The organism is Pseudomonas sp. GM102 (assembly GCF_000282555.1).
Classification (GTDB): Bacteria; Pseudomonadota; Gammaproteobacteria; order Pseudomonadales; family Pseudomonadaceae; genus Aquipseudomonas.
This window is the reverse complement of sequence record NZ_AKJB01000149.1, coordinates 14,436-30,876: the sequence shown is the minus strand read 5'-3', so window position 1 is coordinate 30,876 and position 16,441 is coordinate 14,436. Positions and strand designations below refer to the sequence as shown.

The following is a 16,441-nucleotide window of genomic DNA, read 5'->3' as shown; positions in this document are numbered from 1 at the left end:
TTCGCGAGCAAGCCCGCTCCCACATTGTTCCGTGTTATCAGCTTTTGATCAGGCGCACTGCCAGCACATCGCAGGGCGCACCATGCAGCACGTCATTGGCAGTCGAGCCCAGCAGCAGTGCCAAGCCGTGTCGGCCATGACTGCCCACCACGATCAGGTCGCACGTTTGCTCCTTGGCGAGGTGGTGAATCTCCTGGCGCGGCTGGCCGTAGGTCAAGTGACTGTATTCCTTGGAGAGTTCCGGGTATTTCACGATCAATCGTTCAAGGCGCTCTTTGGCCTGATCGAATTGTTGCTGCTGCAACTGGGAAAGGTCCATCGGCACGTCGCCGCCAAAGGCCATGGCCATCGGTTCGACGATATGCACCAGGGACAGCTTTGCGCCATTGCTCACCGAGAGCTCGCGAGCCCGGTGGATGACAGGATCGCACTCTTCCGTTAGGTCTACAGCGACCAGAATGTGGTTGTAGGGCATGAGGTGCTCCTCCTGAGGATTGCAATATTGGTAAGTATGGCTGGTTTCAAGCGCATTGGTTTCAAAGTGACTCAATGGGCTCATCAAGAATCGGGAGTACAGATATGACGGTCTGGATAGTGGTGTCAATCCTGCTGGTGGTCTTGAGCCCGCTGGCCTGGTTACGACCCTCTCGTACTCAGAGCGGGCGCATGGCCCTGCGCATGGAGGCGCGGCGCATTGGCCTGGCCATGCAGCTGGCGCCCCAGGAATGGCCGCACTGGCTGAGCGAGGAGCCGCCGAGCCCTTGCGCGCAGTACCATCGGCCGCGCCGTGGCACGCGACCGGCGTGCTGGAGTTACTGGCAGAAGGCGCCGGGTGTGTGGGTCAATCAGTGGCAGGAGATCTGTGAGGATGGAATGCTGCTGAATCATTTAGAAAAATTGCCTGCCAACGTCTACAAGGTCGAAGCAGACAAGCAAATGATTGCCTTGTATTGGGGCGAGAAGGGCGAGGCCGAGGTTCTGCAACAGATCGATGCCACGCTCAAAGCGCTCGCCTGAAACCCGATCCGTAGCAGGCAATAAAAAGCCCGACATCATCATCGGGCTGAGGTTGGCCAGGCAGGCCGGTAATTCTGTGTGGCTGATCTTACGCTGGGCATTCGTCAAAGCGTTCAAATTTTTTCTTCAGGGTCCCGCCAGCGTAGCTTGTTAAACACAGGCTGCCGGTAATTAGGGCGACTTTTCTAACTATTGATTCTATGAATGGCCTCACATGCATGAGCGTGTTGCAGGGCTTCGTGGTACGGAAGTGACCGGAAAGTCGCGTTTCAACCAGTATTTTGGGCGATTGACAATTGCCGGAAATTCCGTGAAGGTGACATACCCAAATCAAACGGGCGTATGAATTGAGCGTTTGTATTACAGAGCGCTCCTACAGAATCCCGACTATCGCGTTGGCGGGTGTGCCGGGTGAATTGGCGTAGCATCGACGATAAACGTCCTTGCCGAGCCAGTCGCCTGCGTCCGACGTGTACTGTTCAGCTTCCATATCGTGGAGATCAGTTGATGATTTACGAAGGTAAAGCCATCACGGTTAAGGCTCTTGAAAGTGGCATCGTCGAATTGAAATTCGACCTCAAGGGTGAGTCCGTCAACAAGTTCAACCGTCTTACCCTGAACGAACTGCGTCAGGCCGTAGACACCATCAAGGCAGATGCTTCGATCAAGGGTGTGATCGTCAGCAGTGGCAAGGACGTGTTCATCGTCGGCGCCGACATCACCGAATTCGTCGACAACTTCAAGCTGCCGGATGCAGAGCTTGTCGCTGGTAACCTCGAAGCCAACAAGATTTTCAGCGATTTCGAAGACCTCAACGTCCCGACTGTCGCCGCTATCAATGGCATCGCACTGGGTGGCGGTCTGGAGATGTGTCTGGCGGCAGATTTTCGCGTCATGGCCAATACCGCCAAAATCGGTCTGCCGGAAGTCAAGCTGGGCATCTACCCAGGCTTCGGCGGTACTGTGCGTTTGCCGCGCATCATCGGTGCCGACAACGCCATTGAGTGGATTGCCGCCGGTAAGGAAAACCGCGCTGAAGACGCGCTGAAAGTCGGTGCTGTCGACGCCGTGGTCGCCCCGGAGAAACTGCAGGAAGCGGCTCTGAACCTGCTCAAGGGCGCCATCTCTGGCGAATTTGACTACAAGGCCAAGCGTCAGCCGAAGCTCGAAAAACTCAAGCTCAACGCCATCGAACAAATGATGTCGTTCGAAACCGCCAAAGGTTTCGTGGCCGGTCAAGCAGGCCCGAACTATCCGGCACCGGTCGAAGCGATCAAGACCATCCAGAAAGCCGCGAACTTCGGTCGCGACAAGGCACTGGAAGTCGAAGCCGCCGGTTTCGTCAAACTGGCCAAGACCTCTGCCGCGCAGAGTTTGATCGGTCTGTTCCTGAACGATCAGGAGCTGAAGAAAAAGGCCAAGGCCTACGACGAAATCGCCAAAGACGTGAAGCAGGCCGCCGTATTGGGCGCCGGCATCATGGGTGGCGGTATCGCTTATCAGTCGGCCTCCAAAGGTACGCCGATCCTGATGAAAGACATCAACGAGCACGGCATCGAGCAAGGTCTGGCCGAAGCCGCCAAGTTGCTGGTGGGCCGCGTTGATAAAGGCCGCATGACCCCGGCGAAAATGGCCGAAGTGCTCAATGGCATTCGTCCGACCCTGTCCTACGGCGATTTCGGTCACGTCGACCTGGTCGTCGAAGCCGTTGTCGAGAACCCGAAGGTCAAGCAAGCCGTTCTGGCCGAAGTTGAAGACAAGGTCAAAGAGGACACCATCCTCGCGTCCAACACTTCGACCATTTCCATCACCTTGCTGGCCAAAGCCCTCAAGCGTCCGGAAAACTTCGTCGGCATGCACTTCTTCAACCCGGTGCACATGATGCCGCTGGTTGAAGTGATCCGTGGCGAGAAGTCCAGCGAAGTGGCCGTTGCCACCACCGTTGCCTACGCCAAGAAAATGGGCAAGAACCCGATCGTCGTCAATGACTGCCCGGGCTTCCTGGTCAACCGCGTACTGTTCCCGTACTTCGGCGGTTTCGCCAAACTGGTCAGCGCCGGCGTGGACTTCGTCCGCATCGACAAGGTCATGGAAAAATTCGGCTGGCCGATGGGCCCAGCGTACCTGATGGACGTGGTCGGCATCGACACCGGTCACCACGGTCGTGACGTCATGGCTGAAGGCTTCCCGGACCGCATGAAGGACGATCGCCGTTCGGCCGTCGACGTGCTCTACGAAGCCAAGCGCCTGGGCCAGAAGAATGGCAAAGGCTTCTACGGCTATGAGACCGACAAGCGCGGCAAGCAGAAGAAAGTTGCCGATCCTTCGGTACTGGAAGTGCTCAAGCCAATCGTGTTCGAACAGCGCGAAGTCACTGACGAAGACATCATCAACTGGATGATGATCCCGCTGTGCCTGGAAACCGTGCGTTGCCTGGAAGACGGCATCGTCGAAACCGCCGCCGAAGCCGACATGGGCCTGGTCTACGGTATTGGTTTCCCTCCATTCCGTGGCGGTGCGCTGCGCTACATCGACTCGATCGGTGTTGCAGAGTTCGTTGCCCTGGCTGACCAGTACGCTGATTTGGGCGCGCTGTACCACCCGACCGCGAAGCTGCGTGAAATGGCCAAAAACGGTCAGAGCTTCTTCGGTTAAGCGCCCACACTAGAGCGAGAGTGAAAGTATATGAGCTTGAATCCTAGAGACGTCGTGATTGTCGACTTCGGTCGTACGCCGATGGGCCGCTCCAAGGGCGGCATGCACCGCAACACCCGTGCCGAAGACATGTCGGCGCACCTGATCAGTAAATTGCTGGAACGCAACGTCAAGATCGACCCGAGCGAAGTTGAAGACGTGATCTGGGGCTGTGTGAACCAGACCCTGGAACAGGGCTGGAACATCGCCCGCATGGCGTCCCTGATGACGCAGATCCCGCACACCGCGGCCGGCCAGACCGTCAGCCGTCTGTGTGGCTCGTCGATGAGTGCTCTGCACACCGCTGCGCAAGCGATCATGACCGGTAACGGTGACGTGTTCGTGGTGGGGGGCGTCGAGCATATGGGCCACGTGAGCATGATGCACGGTGTCGATCCTAACCCGCACATGTCCCTGTATGCGGCGAAAGCCTCGGGCATGATGGGCCTGACCGCGGAAATGCTCGGCAAAATGCACGGCATTACTCGCGAACAACAGGACGCCTTTGGCGTGCGCTCCCACCAGCTCGCCCACAAGGCGACTCTGGAAGGCAAGTTCAAAGACGAAATCATCCCGATGCAGGGCTACGACGAGAACGGTTTCCTGAAACTGTTCGACTACGACGAAACCATTCGTCCGGAAACCACCCTGGAAAGCCTGGCGGCTCTGAAGCCAGCGTTTAACCCGAAGGGCGGCACCGTGACAGCCGGTACTTCGTCGCAGATCACCGACGGTGCTTCGTGCATGATCGTGATGTCGGCGCAGCGTGCCCAAGACCTGGGTATCCAGCCGATGGCGGTGATTCGCTCGATGGCAGTGGCAGGTGTGGACCCGGCGATCATGGGCTATGGTCCAGTACCGGCAACGCAGAAAGCACTGAAGCGCGCGGGTCTTGGTATCAACGATATCGACTTCTTCGAGCTCAACGAAGCTTTCGCCGCACAGGCGCTGCCAGTGCTGAAAGATTTGAAAGTGCTCGACAAGATGAACGAGAAGGTTAACCTGCACGGCGGCGCGATCGCCCTGGGTCACCCGTTCGGTTGCTCCGGTGCCCGTATCTCCGGCACTTTGCTGAACGTGATGAAGCAGAATGGCGGCACCTTCGGGGTAGCCACCATGTGCATTGGTCTTGGCCAAGGCATCTCCACCGTCTTCGAACGCGTTTAAGCGTTTCGCTGATGGAAGCCGGGGCCAAGTGCCCCGGTTTTTGTTTTTCCGGATTTATTTTGTTTTTATTTTGAAAAAATTTGAGTGAGGGCCAAACCATGCCGATACAACCTGGGCTCTACGAACATTACAAAGGTCCGCAGTACCGCGTATTCGCTGTTGCGCGGCATTCGGAAACCGAAGAAGAAGTGGTCTTCTACCAAGCCCTGTATGGCGATTACGGCTTTTGGGTGCGCCCCTTGAGCATGTTCCTGGAGTCGGTCGAGGTTGACGGCGAACAGGTGCCACGCTTTGCTTTGGTGCAAGCCGAACCGAGCGTTTTTCCGCAGCCATAAGGGGAGTGCGCGCAGAACCCTGCGCTTGACCTCACCTTGTAGCCACTATATATAGCGGTGCCGCGTCAGGCGCCAACCGCCTTTCACTTCTAGAATTCAGGAATTTTCTGATCCATGGGCAAATCGCTGGTCATTGTGGAATCCCCGGCTAAGGCCAAGACCATCAACAAGTATCTGGGTAACCAATACGTGGTGAAGTCGAGTATCGGCCATATCCGAGACCTGCCCACCAGCGGTTCGGCTAGCGCCAGCAAAGAGCCTGCCGCCAAGCGCGGCAAGGCCGCCGCAGGTGAAGGTCCGGTGCTCACGCCGAAAGAGAAAGCGCGCAAGCAGCTGGTCTCGCGCATGGGTGTCGATCCCGATCATGGCTGGAAAGCCAAGTACGAGATCCTCCCGGGCAAGGAAAAAGTCATCGAAGAGCTGCGCCGACTCGCCAAAGATGCTGACACCATCTATCTCGCAACCGACTTGGATCGCGAGGGGGAAGCCATTGCCTGGCACCTGCGCGAAGCCATCGGTGGTGACGACAGCCGCTACAAGCGCGTGGTGTTCAACGAAATCACCAAGAAGGCCATCCAGGAAGCCTTCTCCAAACCGGGCGAGCTGGACATTGATCGAGTAAACGCCCAGCAGGCGCGTCGCTTCCTCGACCGCGTGGTGGGTTACATGGTTTCGCCGCTGCTGTGGGCCAAGGTCGCCCGTGGCCTGTCCGCCGGTCGCGTGCAATCGGTTGCCGTGAAGCTGGTGGTCGAGCGTGAGCGTGAAATCCGCGCGTTTAACCCGGAAGAGTACTGGGAAGTTCATGCCGACCTCGGCACCGCCAAGGGCGCGACTGTTCGTTTTGACGTGGCCCGTGAGAAAGGTGAAGCCTTCAAGCCGCTCAACGAAGCCCAGGCCATGGCCGCGCTGGAAAAGCTCAAGGCTTCCAGCTACAGCATCGTCAAGCGCGAAGACAAACCGACCAGCAGCAAGCCGTCGGCACCGTTCATCACTTCCACCCTGCAGCAGGCCGCGAGTAACCGCCTGGGCTTCGGTGTGAAGAAAACCATGATGATGGCCCAGCGTTTGTACGAAGCCGGCTACATCACGTATATGCGTACCGACTCCACCAACCTCTCGGTTGATGCCGTGGCGATGGCGCGTACCTATATTGAAGGTGAGTTCGGCAAGAAGTACCTGCCGGAAAACCCGAATGTCTACAGCAGCAAGGAAGGCGCACAAGAGGCTCACGAAGCAATTCGTCCCTCCGACGCCAATACCGAGCCAAGCAAGCTGTCGGGCATGGAACGTGATGCAGAACGGCTTTACGAGCTGATCTGGCGCCAGTTCCTGGCCTGCCAGATGTTGCCAGCGCAATACCTGTCGACCACGGTCACCGTCGGTGCCGGCGACTTCGAGCTGCGTGCCAAGGGCCGCATCCTGAAGTTCGACGGTTACACCCGCGTCATGCCGCAAATTGCCAAGCCTGGCGATGACGACGTGCTGCCGGACATGGCCCAGGGCGACGCGATGAAGCTGATCAAGCTTGATCCGACCCAGCACTTCACCAAGCCGCCGGCGCGTTACTCGGAAGCGAGCCTGGTTAAAGAAATGGAAAAACGCGGCATCGGTCGTCCTTCGACCTACGCGGCGATCATTTCGACCATCCAGGATCGCGGCTACGTGGCGCTGCACAACCGTCGTTTCTATTCGGAAAAGATGGGCGACATCGTCACCGAGCGTCTGGCCGAGAGCTTCTCCAATCTCATGGACTACGGCTTCACCGCCGGCATGGAAGAGAACCTCGATGACGTGGCTCAGGGCGAACGCGACTGGAAAAACGTGCTCGACGAGTTCTATGGCGACTTCAAGAAGAAACTTGAAGTAGCCGAAAGTCCCGAAGGTGGCATGCGCGCCAACCAGCCGGTGATGACTGACATTCCGTGCGTGTTGTGCGGTCGTCCGATGCAGATCCGTACTGCTTCGACAGGCGTATTCCTCGGTTGCTCGGGCTACAGCCTGCCACCGAAAGAGCGCTGCAAAGCCACCGTCAACCTGGTACCGGGTGATGAAATCGCCGCGGACGACGAGGGTGAGTCCGAATCGCTGGTCCTGCGTGGCAAGCATCGCTGCCCGATCTGCAGCACGGCCATGGACGCTTACCTGCTCGACGAGAAGCGCAAGCTGCACATCTGCGGTAACAACCCGGATTGCTCTGGCTACGAAATCGAAGAGGGCACCTATCGCATCAAGGGCTACGAAGGTCCGAGCCTGGAGTGCGACAAGTGCGGCAGCGAGATGCAGCTCAAGACCGGTCGTTTCGGTAAGTTCTTCGGTTGCACCAACGCCACCTGCAAGAACACCCGCAAGCTGCTGAAAAGCGGTGACGCGGCGCCGCCGAAGATGGATCCGGTGAAGATGCCTGAGCTCAAATGCGAAAAGGTCAACGACACCTATATCTTGCGCGACGGTGCTTCCGGCTTGTTCCTGGCGGCCAGTCAGTTCCCGAAAAACCGCGAGACTCGTGCTCCATTGGTCGTGGAGATCGTGCCGCACAAGGATGAGATCGATCCGAAGTACCATTTCCTCTGCGAAGCGCCGAAGAAAGATCCGGACGGCCTTCCTTCGGTAATTCGTTACAGCCGTAAGACCAAAGAGCAATACGTGCAGACTGAGGTTGACGGTAAACCGACTGGCTGGAAGGCGTATTACGACGGCGGCAAGTGGACGGTTGAAGACAAGCGTCCATCAGCCAAGGCTTAAAAGGCTGTACGCAAAAGGCCGCATGACAACCCACGGGTTTTCATGCGGCCTTTTGTTTTGGGCTTGCGGGAAGCTCAGGTGATCCACGACACTGTCTGACCTGCGTGAAGCAATTATTTCGTTGTGGAGGCTGCCGTCATGGCCCACGAACTCTATACCCGTACCAACCAGAAGATTTATTTCGCCGGCCTGTCGCTCGAAGCGCTTGCCAAAGCCGAAGAGGGGCGGGCGATGAACTCCCTCGCGTTGATTCAGGCCGGGCGCGAATCAGCGTTGTTTCACCTGTACGGTGCGCTGTTGGGACTGTGCCATGAAATCGCCGGTTTCTATCGCCTGCCTCAGGCCAATGCGCCGCGGGCAGAGATGCTGCTGACTCGCGAAGTGCTGGAAACCATCGCTATTCCGGAAATGGCCGAGATGGTTGAATTGGCGCAAAACCCTGAAACCTGGCTGGCCAAGCTGCTGTCGGCATATGCCGCACTGTTTCAGCCGCCTCGCGCGCCGCACAAGCCCAAGGGTGATGTGACGCAGCCGCTCATTCTGGCCGTTAATCTGGATGAAGAAGAGGCGCCGGAAGAGCTGAGTCGGGAAGAGCTGGAGAGCTGGCGTCAGAACCTTAAAGGCCTGGCGATTCGGTTTCGCGAAGGGTTGAACGAGTGCTGAAAGATTGAGTGTTTAGGGACGGATCTGCTCAAGGAAGAGTGATGTCAGAAATTTCTCTTCGTGATGGCATTTGGTCAAGATCCCGAGCGAAGCTTGGCTGATGCCTATATAATCCCCGCCTTTCGTGGAGAACAGACCTTTATGCCAACGTCCTTTCTAGAAATTGTCGAGTTACCAGACGGCCGAATCGAGCTGCGCAGGGCCGAGGACGAGGGTTCTCTGGTTACTTTGGATTTCTCCGAGGATGCCAAGGTTTTCCTGCAAGGCCAGCATGTGGAAGTCGCCAAGGCGATGTTGAGTGTCGGTGTTCAGATGGCAGGACGCCTGGTGGAAGGCGAATTTGATAAGGAAGAGGGGCCACGGGTTCTTCATTGATCCCGCCTGTCGGATTCTTCGAATACCTCTACAGATCGGCTTCTCTATCCTTGGAGAAGCCCCGCGCTGTTCAGCGCGCACAGTGTTTGTCAGTTAACCCAGTCGAATATTCAGACTTTGCGCATCCCCGATACGGGCAGCGCTGATCAACTGTTGCCGCGACGTTGTGCTCAGCGGGTTAAGCCAGCTGACGACCGTATGGCTGCGGCCAAGTCGCAAGGCTTCGCAGGTTAACTGCTGAGCGCTCTGCGTGCCGCGCGGTTGCAGGAGCAGAATGCGTTCACGGTTCAAGCCAGCGTCCCGTAACCAGGCTTGTGTCAGGCTGGCGGGCGGGGCGATCAGTGTCAGCCAGCGTGCATCTTGATCCTGACTCAGTTCCCTGAGGATCGGTGCCAAAAGGTTCAGGCAGTTCCCGGCCGCGCCGCGCAGTGATAGCTCGCTGAAGACTTCGGGTTCGGCGCTCCAGGGCGATTCGACCACGTCTTTCAGGATCGGCACCAATGGCTGCGCCATGAACGCCTCGAACAACGGCAGTTGGGCTTGCTGTGAGGTATGTGGGAACTGCATAAAGCCTCCTTTAGCGGCGAATCACGCCGACACTCAAGCCTTCGATAACCAGTTCCTGATCTTTCAGGTTGACTTCGATAGGGGCAAATTCAGGGTTTTCGGCAATCAACCAAACCTTGCTGCCGTCGCGCTTGAAGCGCTTGACGGTCACTTCGTCGCCGATTCGCGCCACCACGATCTGACCGTTACGGGCTTCACGGGTGGTGTGGACGGCCAGCAGGTCGCCGTCGAAAATGCCGACGTCCTTCATGCTCATGCCATGGACCCGCAACAGATAGTCCGCGCGAGGATGGAAGAACGAAGGGTTGATGTTGCAGGATTCCTCGATGTGCTGCTGGGCGAGGATCGGCGCACCGGCAGCCACCCGGCCAATGATTGGCAAGCTGGACTCGTCGGCCTTGGCTTCGAAGCCTGGGATGCGGATGCCGCGGGAGGCGCCCGGGGTCATCTCGATCGCCCCCTTGCGAGCCAGCGCCTTGAGGTGTTCTTCCGCCGCATTGGGCGACTTGAACCCCAGTTCCTGAGCGATTTCCGCGCGGGTCGGCGGGTAGCCGTTGTCTTCAAGGCAGCGTTTGATGAAGGCCAGAATCTCTGCTTGGCGTGGCGTCAGCTTTAGCATATTGATCGCTCTGTCTTTTTATACAGTGACTGGGATTATATACAGTGAACCGGTCTTGGCAATGCCCCTTTTTTCGCCGGGCGCTGGACGGTCATTTTGCTCGCTGATTGATGCGCTGCTGTTGTATGGTTAAATACCTGACCGACCATTCCCAAAACGAACCGCCAGACTTGACAAGGCCAAGGCTGAAACGTATGTTTCAAACAAGTGTTTGTCAGGCGGAGTAGCCATGGCCCAGTCGGAAACCGTTGAACGCATTCTCGATGCTGCCGAGCAGTTGTTCGCGGAAAAAGGTTTTGCTGAAACCTCATTGCGTCTGATCACCAGCAAGGCCGGTGTCAATCTGGCGGCGGTGAATTATCACTTCGGCTCGAAGAAGGCGCTGATCCAGGCGGTCTTCTCGCGTTTTCTCGGGCCATTCTGCCTCAGTCTCGATAAAGAGCTGGAGCGCCGTCAGGCCAAACCCGAGAACAAGCCGACCCTTGAAGAGTTGCTGGAGATTCTGGTCGAGCAAGCTCTGGTGGTGCAGCCACGCAGCGGCAACGACCTGTCCATCTTCATGCGTTTGCTGGGGTTGGCGTTCAGTCAGAGCCAAGGGCACTTGCGTCGTTATCTGGAAGATATGTACGGCAAGGTGTTCCGCCGCTACATGATGCTGGTCAACGAGGCCGCGCCGCGCATTCCCCCGATCGAACTGTTCTGGCGTGTGCACTTCATGCTGGGTGCCGCGGCGTTCAGCATGTCGGGGATCAAGGCCTTGCGTGCGATTGCCGAGACCGATTTCGGCGTCAACACTTCCATCGAACAAGTAATGCGTCTGATGGTGCCGTTCCTGGCCGCTGGCATGCGGGCAGAAACCGGCGTCACTGACACTGCCATGGCCACCGCGCAGTTGCGTCCGCGCAGCAAATCGGCCCCGGTAGCCGCCAAGGTTTAACCGCACACGGGTGGGCGCGGCAGCTGACATCCGCTAAGCTAGCCGCCCATGCCGACTCTCGTTCTGAACCCGCTCCTCATTGATATCGCCGACCCGCCGGGCACAGCCCATGGCGGCGAATTCGTGCGAGCCGGGTTTATCGTAATCAAGGAATCTCTATGACTGCTGGCCTGCAAGGCTCGTTGATGGTGGACGTCGCCGGTACCTGGCTGACGGCTGAAGATCGCCAATTGTTGCGCCAGCCCGAAGTGGGCGGCCTGATCATTTTTGCCCGCAACATCGAGCATCCTCGCCAGGTGCGCGAATTGAGCGCTTCGATCCGCGCCATTCGTCCCGATCTGCTGCTGGCGGTGGATCAAGAGGGCGGTCGGGTTCAGCGGCTGCGTCAAGGCTTCGTGCGACTGCCAGCCATGCGTGCCATCGCCGATAACCCGAATGCCGAGGACCTGGCCGAGCAGTGTGGCTGGATCATGGCGACCGAAGTGCTCGCGGTCGGTCTCGACTTGAGCTTCGCCCCGGTGCTGGACCTGGATTACCAGCGCAGTGCAGTGGTCGGCACCCGTTCGTTCGAAGGTGATCCCGAGCGCGCCGCCTTGCTCGCCGGTGCATTCATCCGTGGCATGAATAGCGCGGGAATGGCCGCCACCGGCAAGCATTTTCCGGGTCACGGTTGGGCCGAAGCCGATTCCCACGTCGCGATTCCCAACGACGAGCGCAGCCTCGACGAAATCCGCGCCAACGATCTTGTGCCATTTGCGCGATTGAGCAAGCAACTGGCCGCCGTCATGCCAGCCCACGTTATTTATCCGCAAGTCGATTCCCAGCCTGCAGGTTTCTCCCGTCGCTGGTTGCAGGACATCCTGCGTGGCGAGTTGCAGTTCGATGGCGTGATCTTCAGCGATGACCTGTCCATGGCCGGTGCCCACGTGGTCGGCGATGCTGCCAGCCGTATCGAAGCGGCGCTGACGGCCGGTTGCGACATGGGCCTAGTGTGCAATGATCGCGCCGCTGCCGAGCTGGCCTTGAGCGCCGCCCAGCGCTTGAAGGTCAAACCGTCGGCGCGTATTGCGCGGATGCGCGGGCAGGCGTACGCCAGCACCGAATATCGTCAAGACCCACGCTGGCTGGCGGCCATCGGCGCGCTCAAAGAAGCTCAATTGATTGATTAAGGACTTCTCGTCATGACGGTTTACGCGATTATCGGTGGCACCGGCCTGACTCAACTCGAAGGCTTGAGCATTCGTCAGTCATTGGCGGTGGACACGCCTTACGGTACGCCTTCGGCCGAAGTGCAGATCGGTGAGTATGCTGGCAAGGAAGTGCTGTTTCTCGCGCGTCATGGGCACCCACACCGTTTTCCGCCGCATCAGGTGAACTACCGCGCCAACCTGTGGGCCTTGAAGCAGGCCGGTGCCGAAGCGATTCTTGCGGTCAACGCCGTGGGCGGGATTCATGCCGAGATGGGCACCGGACATTTCTGCGTGCCACATCAATTGATCGACTACACCAGCGGCCGCGAACACACCTATTTCGCCGATGATCTGGAGCAGGTTACACACATCGATTTCAGCTACCCCTACAGCGAGCCCCTGCGTCAGCAATTGATCGCGGCGTTGGCGGCTGAAGGCGTTGGCTTCAGCAGCCAAGGCGTGTACGCCTGCACCCAGGGCCCACGTCTGGAAACAGTGGCTGAAGTCGCGAAGCTGGAGCGTGACGGTTGCGACATTGTCGGCATGACCGGAATGCCGGAAGCGGCGTTGGCCCGCGAGTTGGAACTGGATTACGCCTGTCTGGCGCTGGTGGTGAATCCGGCGGCAGGCAAGTCGACAGCGGTGATCACCATGGCCGAGATTGAGCAGGCATTGCGTGACGGGATGGGCAAGGTGAGGTCGGCGTTGGCGCGGGTGCTCAAGGGCTGATCGATCATTAAACCGAACCGACCCCTTCGCGGGCAAGCCTCGCTCCTACGGATATGGGTCGTTCGCCGACAATGCGAACGACTCAAGTCTGTAGGAGCGAGGCTTGCCCGCGAAGGCAATCTACCTATCGCTGCTACTTATCAATTTTTTCCGGCAACGGCGCAAACAGCGCCTCGATATCATCGCTCTGCAACTTCCAGTCTCCGGTTTTGCGCCCATCCAGCACGCCTGCGGCAAGATCGGATTTTTCCTTCTGCAGATGCTGGATTTTCTCTTCCACCGTGCCCCTGGCAATCATCTTGTAGACGAATACCGGCTTCTCCTGACCAATGCGATACGCACGATCAGTCGCCTGATTTTCCGTCGCCGGGTTCCACCAGGGATCGTAGTGAATCACCGTATCGGCTTCGGTCAGGTTCAGCCCCACACCGCCGGCCTTCAAGCTGATCAGAAAGATCTGACGCTTGCCGCTCTGGAATTCCTTCACCGGCGTGCGTCGGTCGCGGGTTTGTCCGGTCAGGATCGCATACGCCACGCCGCGTTTTTTCAGCTCGTCCTCGATCAACGACAGCATTGAGGTGAACTGCGAAAACAGTAGAATTCGCCGACCTTCTTCGAGCAACTCTTCCAGCATTTCCATCAGGCTATCAAGCTTGCCGGAAGTGCTCCCGCGCGCGGGCAGGGCGGCATCGTTGACCAGGCGTAAATCGCAGCACACCTGACGCAGTTTCAGCAGGGCCTCAAGAATGATGATCTGGCTGCGCGCCACGCCTTTGCGAGTGATCTCGTCGCGGACTTTCTTGTCCATGGCCAGGCGCATGGTTTCGTACACGTCGCGCTGGGCTTCGTTGAGCTCGACCCAATGGATGATCTCGGTTTTCGGCGGCAGTTCGGTGGCCACCTGTTCCTTGGTCCTGCGCAGCAGGAATGGTTTTATCCGACCGTTGAGGTGCTGGAGTCTTACTTCGCTGGCACGCTTTTCTATTGGTACGCGGTAATCGCGGTTGAAGCTTTTCACGTCACCGAGCCAGCCGGGCAGCAGGAAGTGGAACAGCGACCACAACTCACCGAGGTGATTTTCCAGTGGCGTGCCACTCAGGCACAGGCGCTGGCGAGCATTCAGATCGCGGGCGGCATGGGCGGCCTTGCTGTTGGGATTCTTGATGTACTGTGCTTCATCCAGCACCAGTACATGAAACGGTTGCGCGGCCAGGCGCTCGACATCCTTGGGCAGCAGCGCATAGGTGGTCAGAATCAGGTCGTAATCGGCCAGGTGCTCGAAATGCTTTTTGCGACTGGCACCGTACAGCGCCAGCACTTTGAGCTGAGGCGTGAAATGCGCGGCTTCGTCGAGCCAGTTGGGGATCAGGCTGGTGGGCATGACCACCATGCACGGCCGATCGAGGCGCCCGGCATTCTTCTCGCTGAGAATATGCGCCAGGGTCTGTAGGGTTTTGCCCAGGCCCATGTCGTCCGCGAGAATCCCGCCGACTTCCAGTTGTCGCAACGACTGCATCCAGCTCAGGCCTTCCAGCTGATACGGGCGCAAGGTGGCATTCAAGCCTTCGGGTGCCACTGCGGTGTGGTCTTTGATGTCACGCAGGCGCTGGGCAAAGGTGCGGATCTGCTCGCCACCTTCCCAGAGCAACGGCAGGCCTTCCAGCGGATTCAGTCGCGTGGCGTCGGCCTTGCTCAGGCGCAGCGTGGTTTCGCCGGGTTCTTGCAGATAAAACTCGCCGAGGGTGGCCAGCACCGGTTTCAAGCGGCCGAAGGGCAGGGCGACCTGCAACGGGCCTTGGTCGGTGCTGCGACGCTGCGGGATGTTCACCAGTATCAGTTCGTCATCGCGACGTCGGGCGAGCCGTTCCGGGTTGAGGATCTCGGTGTGGGAGCGCATCAGGTTCAACAGGATCGGCAGCAGGCTCAGTCGCTCGCCGTTGACGATGATCCCCAATTCCAGGTCGAACCAATCACGCTCCGGTGCCTGCTCGACAGTGGCGTACCAGTCGTCCACGGCGGTCAGGTCGAAGCCGAAATCCTCGTCGATCTGCAACTCCCACCCTTGGGTGCGCAGCTTCGGCAGTTCGTTGAGGGTGAAAGTCAGCCAGGCGCTGTCGTTGACCATCTCGTAGAGTTCGCCGGCACTTTCCGGCAAAGCCTTGCTTTGTCGGGTGGCGACCTTGAAACCGAGGATTCGCAGCTGTTCCCTGTAGGCCTGTTCGACTTCCGGGTGACGTTTTATCCGCAGCGTCTGCGTCTCCTGGCGAATCAGGATGTCAGTGTTTTTCTGTCCGCTGACGTATTCGTCCAGATAACTGAAGGACAGCGCCGCGCGATGCTGGATGTAACGCTGCATCTTGCCGTTGCGTGGTTCAAAGGCACTGAATTCGATACTTGCCAGCCACAGGCGCGGCACCGGTTGCACGTTGTCCACCAACACTTGCGGCGGCGCTTTCGGGCTACGGTTTTCCAGTACGGCCTGAAGTTTTTCCAGCAGTTCAGCGTCTTTGGCAGCCGCTGGGTAGGCGAGGGTTTCCTGCACTTGCAGCAACACCGCCGCGCAATGTTTGCAGTTGCTATGAACCGGACAGGTGCATGTGGCGTCGATCATCAGCAAGGTGCCTTTGGCCGACTCGCGCAGGCGAATGGTCTGACGGTAAACGTTGCCGCCAGAGCCTTCGCAACTGGCGGTGATGGTGGCGTCGCCGACTTCGACGATTCTGACGCGGTTTTCCAGCGCGTAGCGGCGGCCACGCTCCAGACTCTGTTCCTTGAATCGGCTGACCCAGGATGTTGCCAGGGGTTTGCTCAGGGTCGGGGGCACGTCAATTAGTCCGGAACGACTTCTGGAGCTTCCCGTGGCGCGGGCGCTGTGAGCGAGGTGATCTTGATCAGCAGGCCCAGGTGGCCGTTGTCGAGGAAGTTCAGCTGGCCGTTCTTGGTGTGGCTTTCCTGCTTCAGACGTTCGCTGGCGGTGACCAGGCCGTTGGCATCAATCTGGTTGACCCAGAAGTCGGCGTCGACGTCGGTGAAGCGCCCCAGTTTCAGGCTCAGAGTGCCTTCGATCGGGAACTGGCCAAACTGTTCCTTGCCCTCGCTGATCGCCACTTTGCTGGCTTCTTCCCCCAGGTTCTGTTGCCAGGCCTTGTGCAGCAACACCGTGTATTCGTTGCTGGCGGTGAGCTTTTCCACTTCGGGATTAAGGCTTGGCGTGCGGAAGCTGTCGGGGTTGATGCGTTGGGCGCCGGCATCCCAGTCTTCCGGCGCGGCGCGGCTGACGATGGCGGGCACGGCGTTTTGCCGCACCAGAATCATTTCGACCTGATACAGATCATCAGCAAACGCCGTCGAGGCGAACGGCGAAAACAACGACATCAACAAGGTCAGTGAGCGAAACAGGCGCATG

Annotated in this window: 15 protein-coding genes; 10 read left to right on the top strand and 5 right to left on the bottom strand. The window is 58.5% G+C overall.

The window, feature by feature from the left end:
- Window positions 1-37: 37 nt before the first annotated feature.
- Window positions 38-475 (bottom strand): universal stress protein, encoded by a 438-nt coding sequence (locus PMI18_RS00530; RefSeq protein WP_007907790.1) that lies wholly within the window; start codon window positions 473-475, stop codon window positions 38-40.
- 104 nt (window positions 476-579) lie between these two features.
- Between PMI18_RS00530 and PMI18_RS00535 the strand changes: the two genes are divergently transcribed.
- The 7 genes from PMI18_RS00535 to PMI18_RS00565 all read left to right on the top strand — a co-directional run bounded on the left by PMI18_RS00535 (window position 580) and on the right by PMI18_RS00565 (window position 8,993).
- A complete protein-coding gene (locus tag PMI18_RS00535; RefSeq protein ID WP_007907788.1) occupies window positions 580-1,017 on the top strand; it encodes a hypothetical protein in 438 nt (145 codons plus the stop codon).
- Window positions 1,018-1,524: 507 nt separating this feature from the next.
- Window positions 1,525-3,672, top strand: coding sequence for a fatty acid oxidation complex subunit alpha FadB (fadB, locus tag PMI18_RS00540; protein ID WP_007907785.1), 2,148 nt, complete (start codon window positions 1,525-1,527; stop codon window positions 3,670-3,672).
- Window positions 3,673-3,702: 30 nt separating this feature from the next.
- Window positions 3,703-4,878 carry an acetyl-CoA C-acyltransferase FadA gene (fadA, locus tag PMI18_RS00545; protein WP_007907784.1) on the top strand — a complete coding sequence of 392 codons (1,176 nt, stop codon included), beginning with the start codon at window positions 3,703-3,705 and terminating at the stop codon, window positions 4,876-4,878.
- Between the two features lie 98 nt (window positions 4,879-4,976).
- Window positions 4,977-5,213, top strand: a complete 237-nt coding sequence (locus PMI18_RS00550; RefSeq protein WP_007907781.1) for a DUF1653 domain-containing protein — start codon at window positions 4,977-4,979, stop codon at window positions 5,211-5,213.
- A gap of 114 nt (window positions 5,214-5,327) precedes the next feature.
- Window positions 5,328-7,955: a type I DNA topoisomerase gene (gene topA / locus PMI18_RS00555; protein ID WP_007907779.1), complete on the top strand. Its 2,628-nt coding sequence runs from the start codon at window positions 5,328-5,330 to the stop codon at window positions 7,953-7,955.
- 138 nt (window positions 7,956-8,093) lie between these two features.
- On the top strand, window positions 8,094-8,618 hold the full coding sequence (locus PMI18_RS00560; protein WP_007907778.1) for a DUF6586 family protein: 525 nt from the start codon (window positions 8,094-8,096) through the stop codon (window positions 8,616-8,618).
- A gap of 141 nt (window positions 8,619-8,759) precedes the next feature.
- Complete coding sequence (locus PMI18_RS00565) at window positions 8,760-8,993, top strand: hypothetical protein (protein WP_007907774.1); 234 nt, start codon at window positions 8,760-8,762, stop codon at window positions 8,991-8,993.
- A gap of 93 nt (window positions 8,994-9,086) precedes the next feature.
- On the opposite strand, the gene sulA is transcribed toward PMI18_RS00565, so the two are convergent.
- On the bottom strand, window positions 9,087-9,560 hold the full coding sequence (gene sulA / locus PMI18_RS00570; RefSeq protein WP_007907772.1) for an SOS-induced cell division inhibitor SulA: 474 nt from the start codon (window positions 9,558-9,560) through the stop codon (window positions 9,087-9,089).
- Window positions 9,561-9,570: 10 nt separating this feature from the next.
- Complete coding sequence (lexA, locus tag PMI18_RS00575; RefSeq protein ID WP_007907770.1) at window positions 9,571-10,179, bottom strand: transcriptional repressor LexA; 609 nt, start codon at window positions 10,177-10,179, stop codon at window positions 9,571-9,573.
- A gap of 229 nt (window positions 10,180-10,408) precedes the next feature.
- Between lexA and PMI18_RS00580 the strand changes: the two genes are divergently transcribed.
- The 3 genes from PMI18_RS00580 (at window position 10,409) to PMI18_RS00590 (ending at window position 13,035) form a co-directional block, all read left to right on the top strand.
- Window positions 10,409-11,116, top strand: coding sequence for a TetR/AcrR family transcriptional regulator (locus PMI18_RS00580; RefSeq protein WP_007907768.1), 708 nt, complete (start codon window positions 10,409-10,411; stop codon window positions 11,114-11,116).
- Window positions 11,117-11,274: 158 nt separating this feature from the next.
- Complete coding sequence (nagZ, locus tag PMI18_RS00585; protein WP_007907766.1) at window positions 11,275-12,285, top strand: beta-N-acetylhexosaminidase; 1,011 nt, start codon at window positions 11,275-11,277, stop codon at window positions 12,283-12,285.
- A 12-nt stretch (window positions 12,286-12,297) separates the two neighbouring features.
- On the top strand, window positions 12,298-13,035 hold the full coding sequence (locus PMI18_RS00590; RefSeq protein WP_007907764.1) for an S-methyl-5'-thioinosine phosphorylase: 738 nt from the start codon (window positions 12,298-12,300) through the stop codon (window positions 13,033-13,035).
- Between the two features lie 133 nt (window positions 13,036-13,168).
- On the opposite strand, the gene PMI18_RS00595 is transcribed toward PMI18_RS00590, so the two are convergent.
- Together PMI18_RS00595 and PMI18_RS00600 are read right to left on the bottom strand one after the other, a co-directional pair.
- The gene (locus PMI18_RS00595) at window positions 13,169-15,859 is read right to left on the bottom strand and encodes a DEAD/DEAH box helicase (protein ID WP_007907762.1); all 2,691 of its coding nucleotides are present in this window, start codon (window positions 15,857-15,859) and stop codon (window positions 13,169-13,171) included.
- Between the two features lie 5 nt (window positions 15,860-15,864).
- Window positions 15,865-16,440: a CsiV family protein gene (locus PMI18_RS00600; protein WP_007907760.1), complete on the bottom strand. Its 576-nt coding sequence runs from the start codon at window positions 16,438-16,440 to the stop codon at window positions 15,865-15,867.
- Window position 16,441 lies beyond the last annotated feature (1 nt).

Bases quoted from the DNA above. Each gene is read 5' to 3' on its own strand.
- PMI18_RS00560 (WP_007907778.1), top strand. From the start codon at position 8,094: ATGGCCCACGAACTCTATACCCGTACCAACCAGAAGATTTATTTCGCC.
- fadA (WP_007907784.1), top strand. From the start codon at position 3,703: ATGAGCTTGAATCCTAGAGACGTCGTGATTGTCGACTTCGGTCGTACG.
- PMI18_RS00535 (WP_007907788.1), top strand. From the start codon at position 580: ATGACGGTCTGGATAGTGGTGTCAATCCTGCTGGTGGTCTTGAGCCCG.
- sulA (WP_007907772.1), bottom strand. From the start codon at position 9,560: ATGCAGTTCCCACATACCTCACAGCAAGCCCAACTGCCGTTGTTCGAG.
- fadB (WP_007907785.1), top strand. From the start codon at position 1,525: ATGATTTACGAAGGTAAAGCCATCACGGTTAAGGCTCTTGAAAGTGGC.
- PMI18_RS00600 (WP_007907760.1), bottom strand. From the start codon at position 16,440: ATGCGCCTGTTTCGCTCACTGACCTTGTTGATGTCGTTGTTTTCGCCG.
- lexA (WP_007907770.1), bottom strand. From the start codon at position 10,179: ATGCTAAAGCTGACGCCACGCCAAGCAGAGATTCTGGCCTTCATCAAA.
- PMI18_RS00530 (WP_007907790.1), bottom strand. From the start codon at position 475: ATGCCCTACAACCACATTCTGGTCGCTGTAGACCTAACGGAAGAGTGC.
- PMI18_RS00565 (WP_007907774.1), top strand. From the start codon at position 8,760: ATGCCAACGTCCTTTCTAGAAATTGTCGAGTTACCAGACGGCCGAATC.
- PMI18_RS00580 (WP_007907768.1), top strand. From the start codon at position 10,409: ATGGCCCAGTCGGAAACCGTTGAACGCATTCTCGATGCTGCCGAGCAG.
- PMI18_RS00550 (WP_007907781.1), top strand. From the start codon at position 4,977: ATGCCGATACAACCTGGGCTCTACGAACATTACAAAGGTCCGCAGTAC.
- topA (WP_007907779.1), top strand. From the start codon at position 5,328: ATGGGCAAATCGCTGGTCATTGTGGAATCCCCGGCTAAGGCCAAGACC.
- nagZ (WP_007907766.1), top strand. From the start codon at position 11,275: ATGACTGCTGGCCTGCAAGGCTCGTTGATGGTGGACGTCGCCGGTACC.
- PMI18_RS00590 (WP_007907764.1), top strand. From the start codon at position 12,298: ATGACGGTTTACGCGATTATCGGTGGCACCGGCCTGACTCAACTCGAA.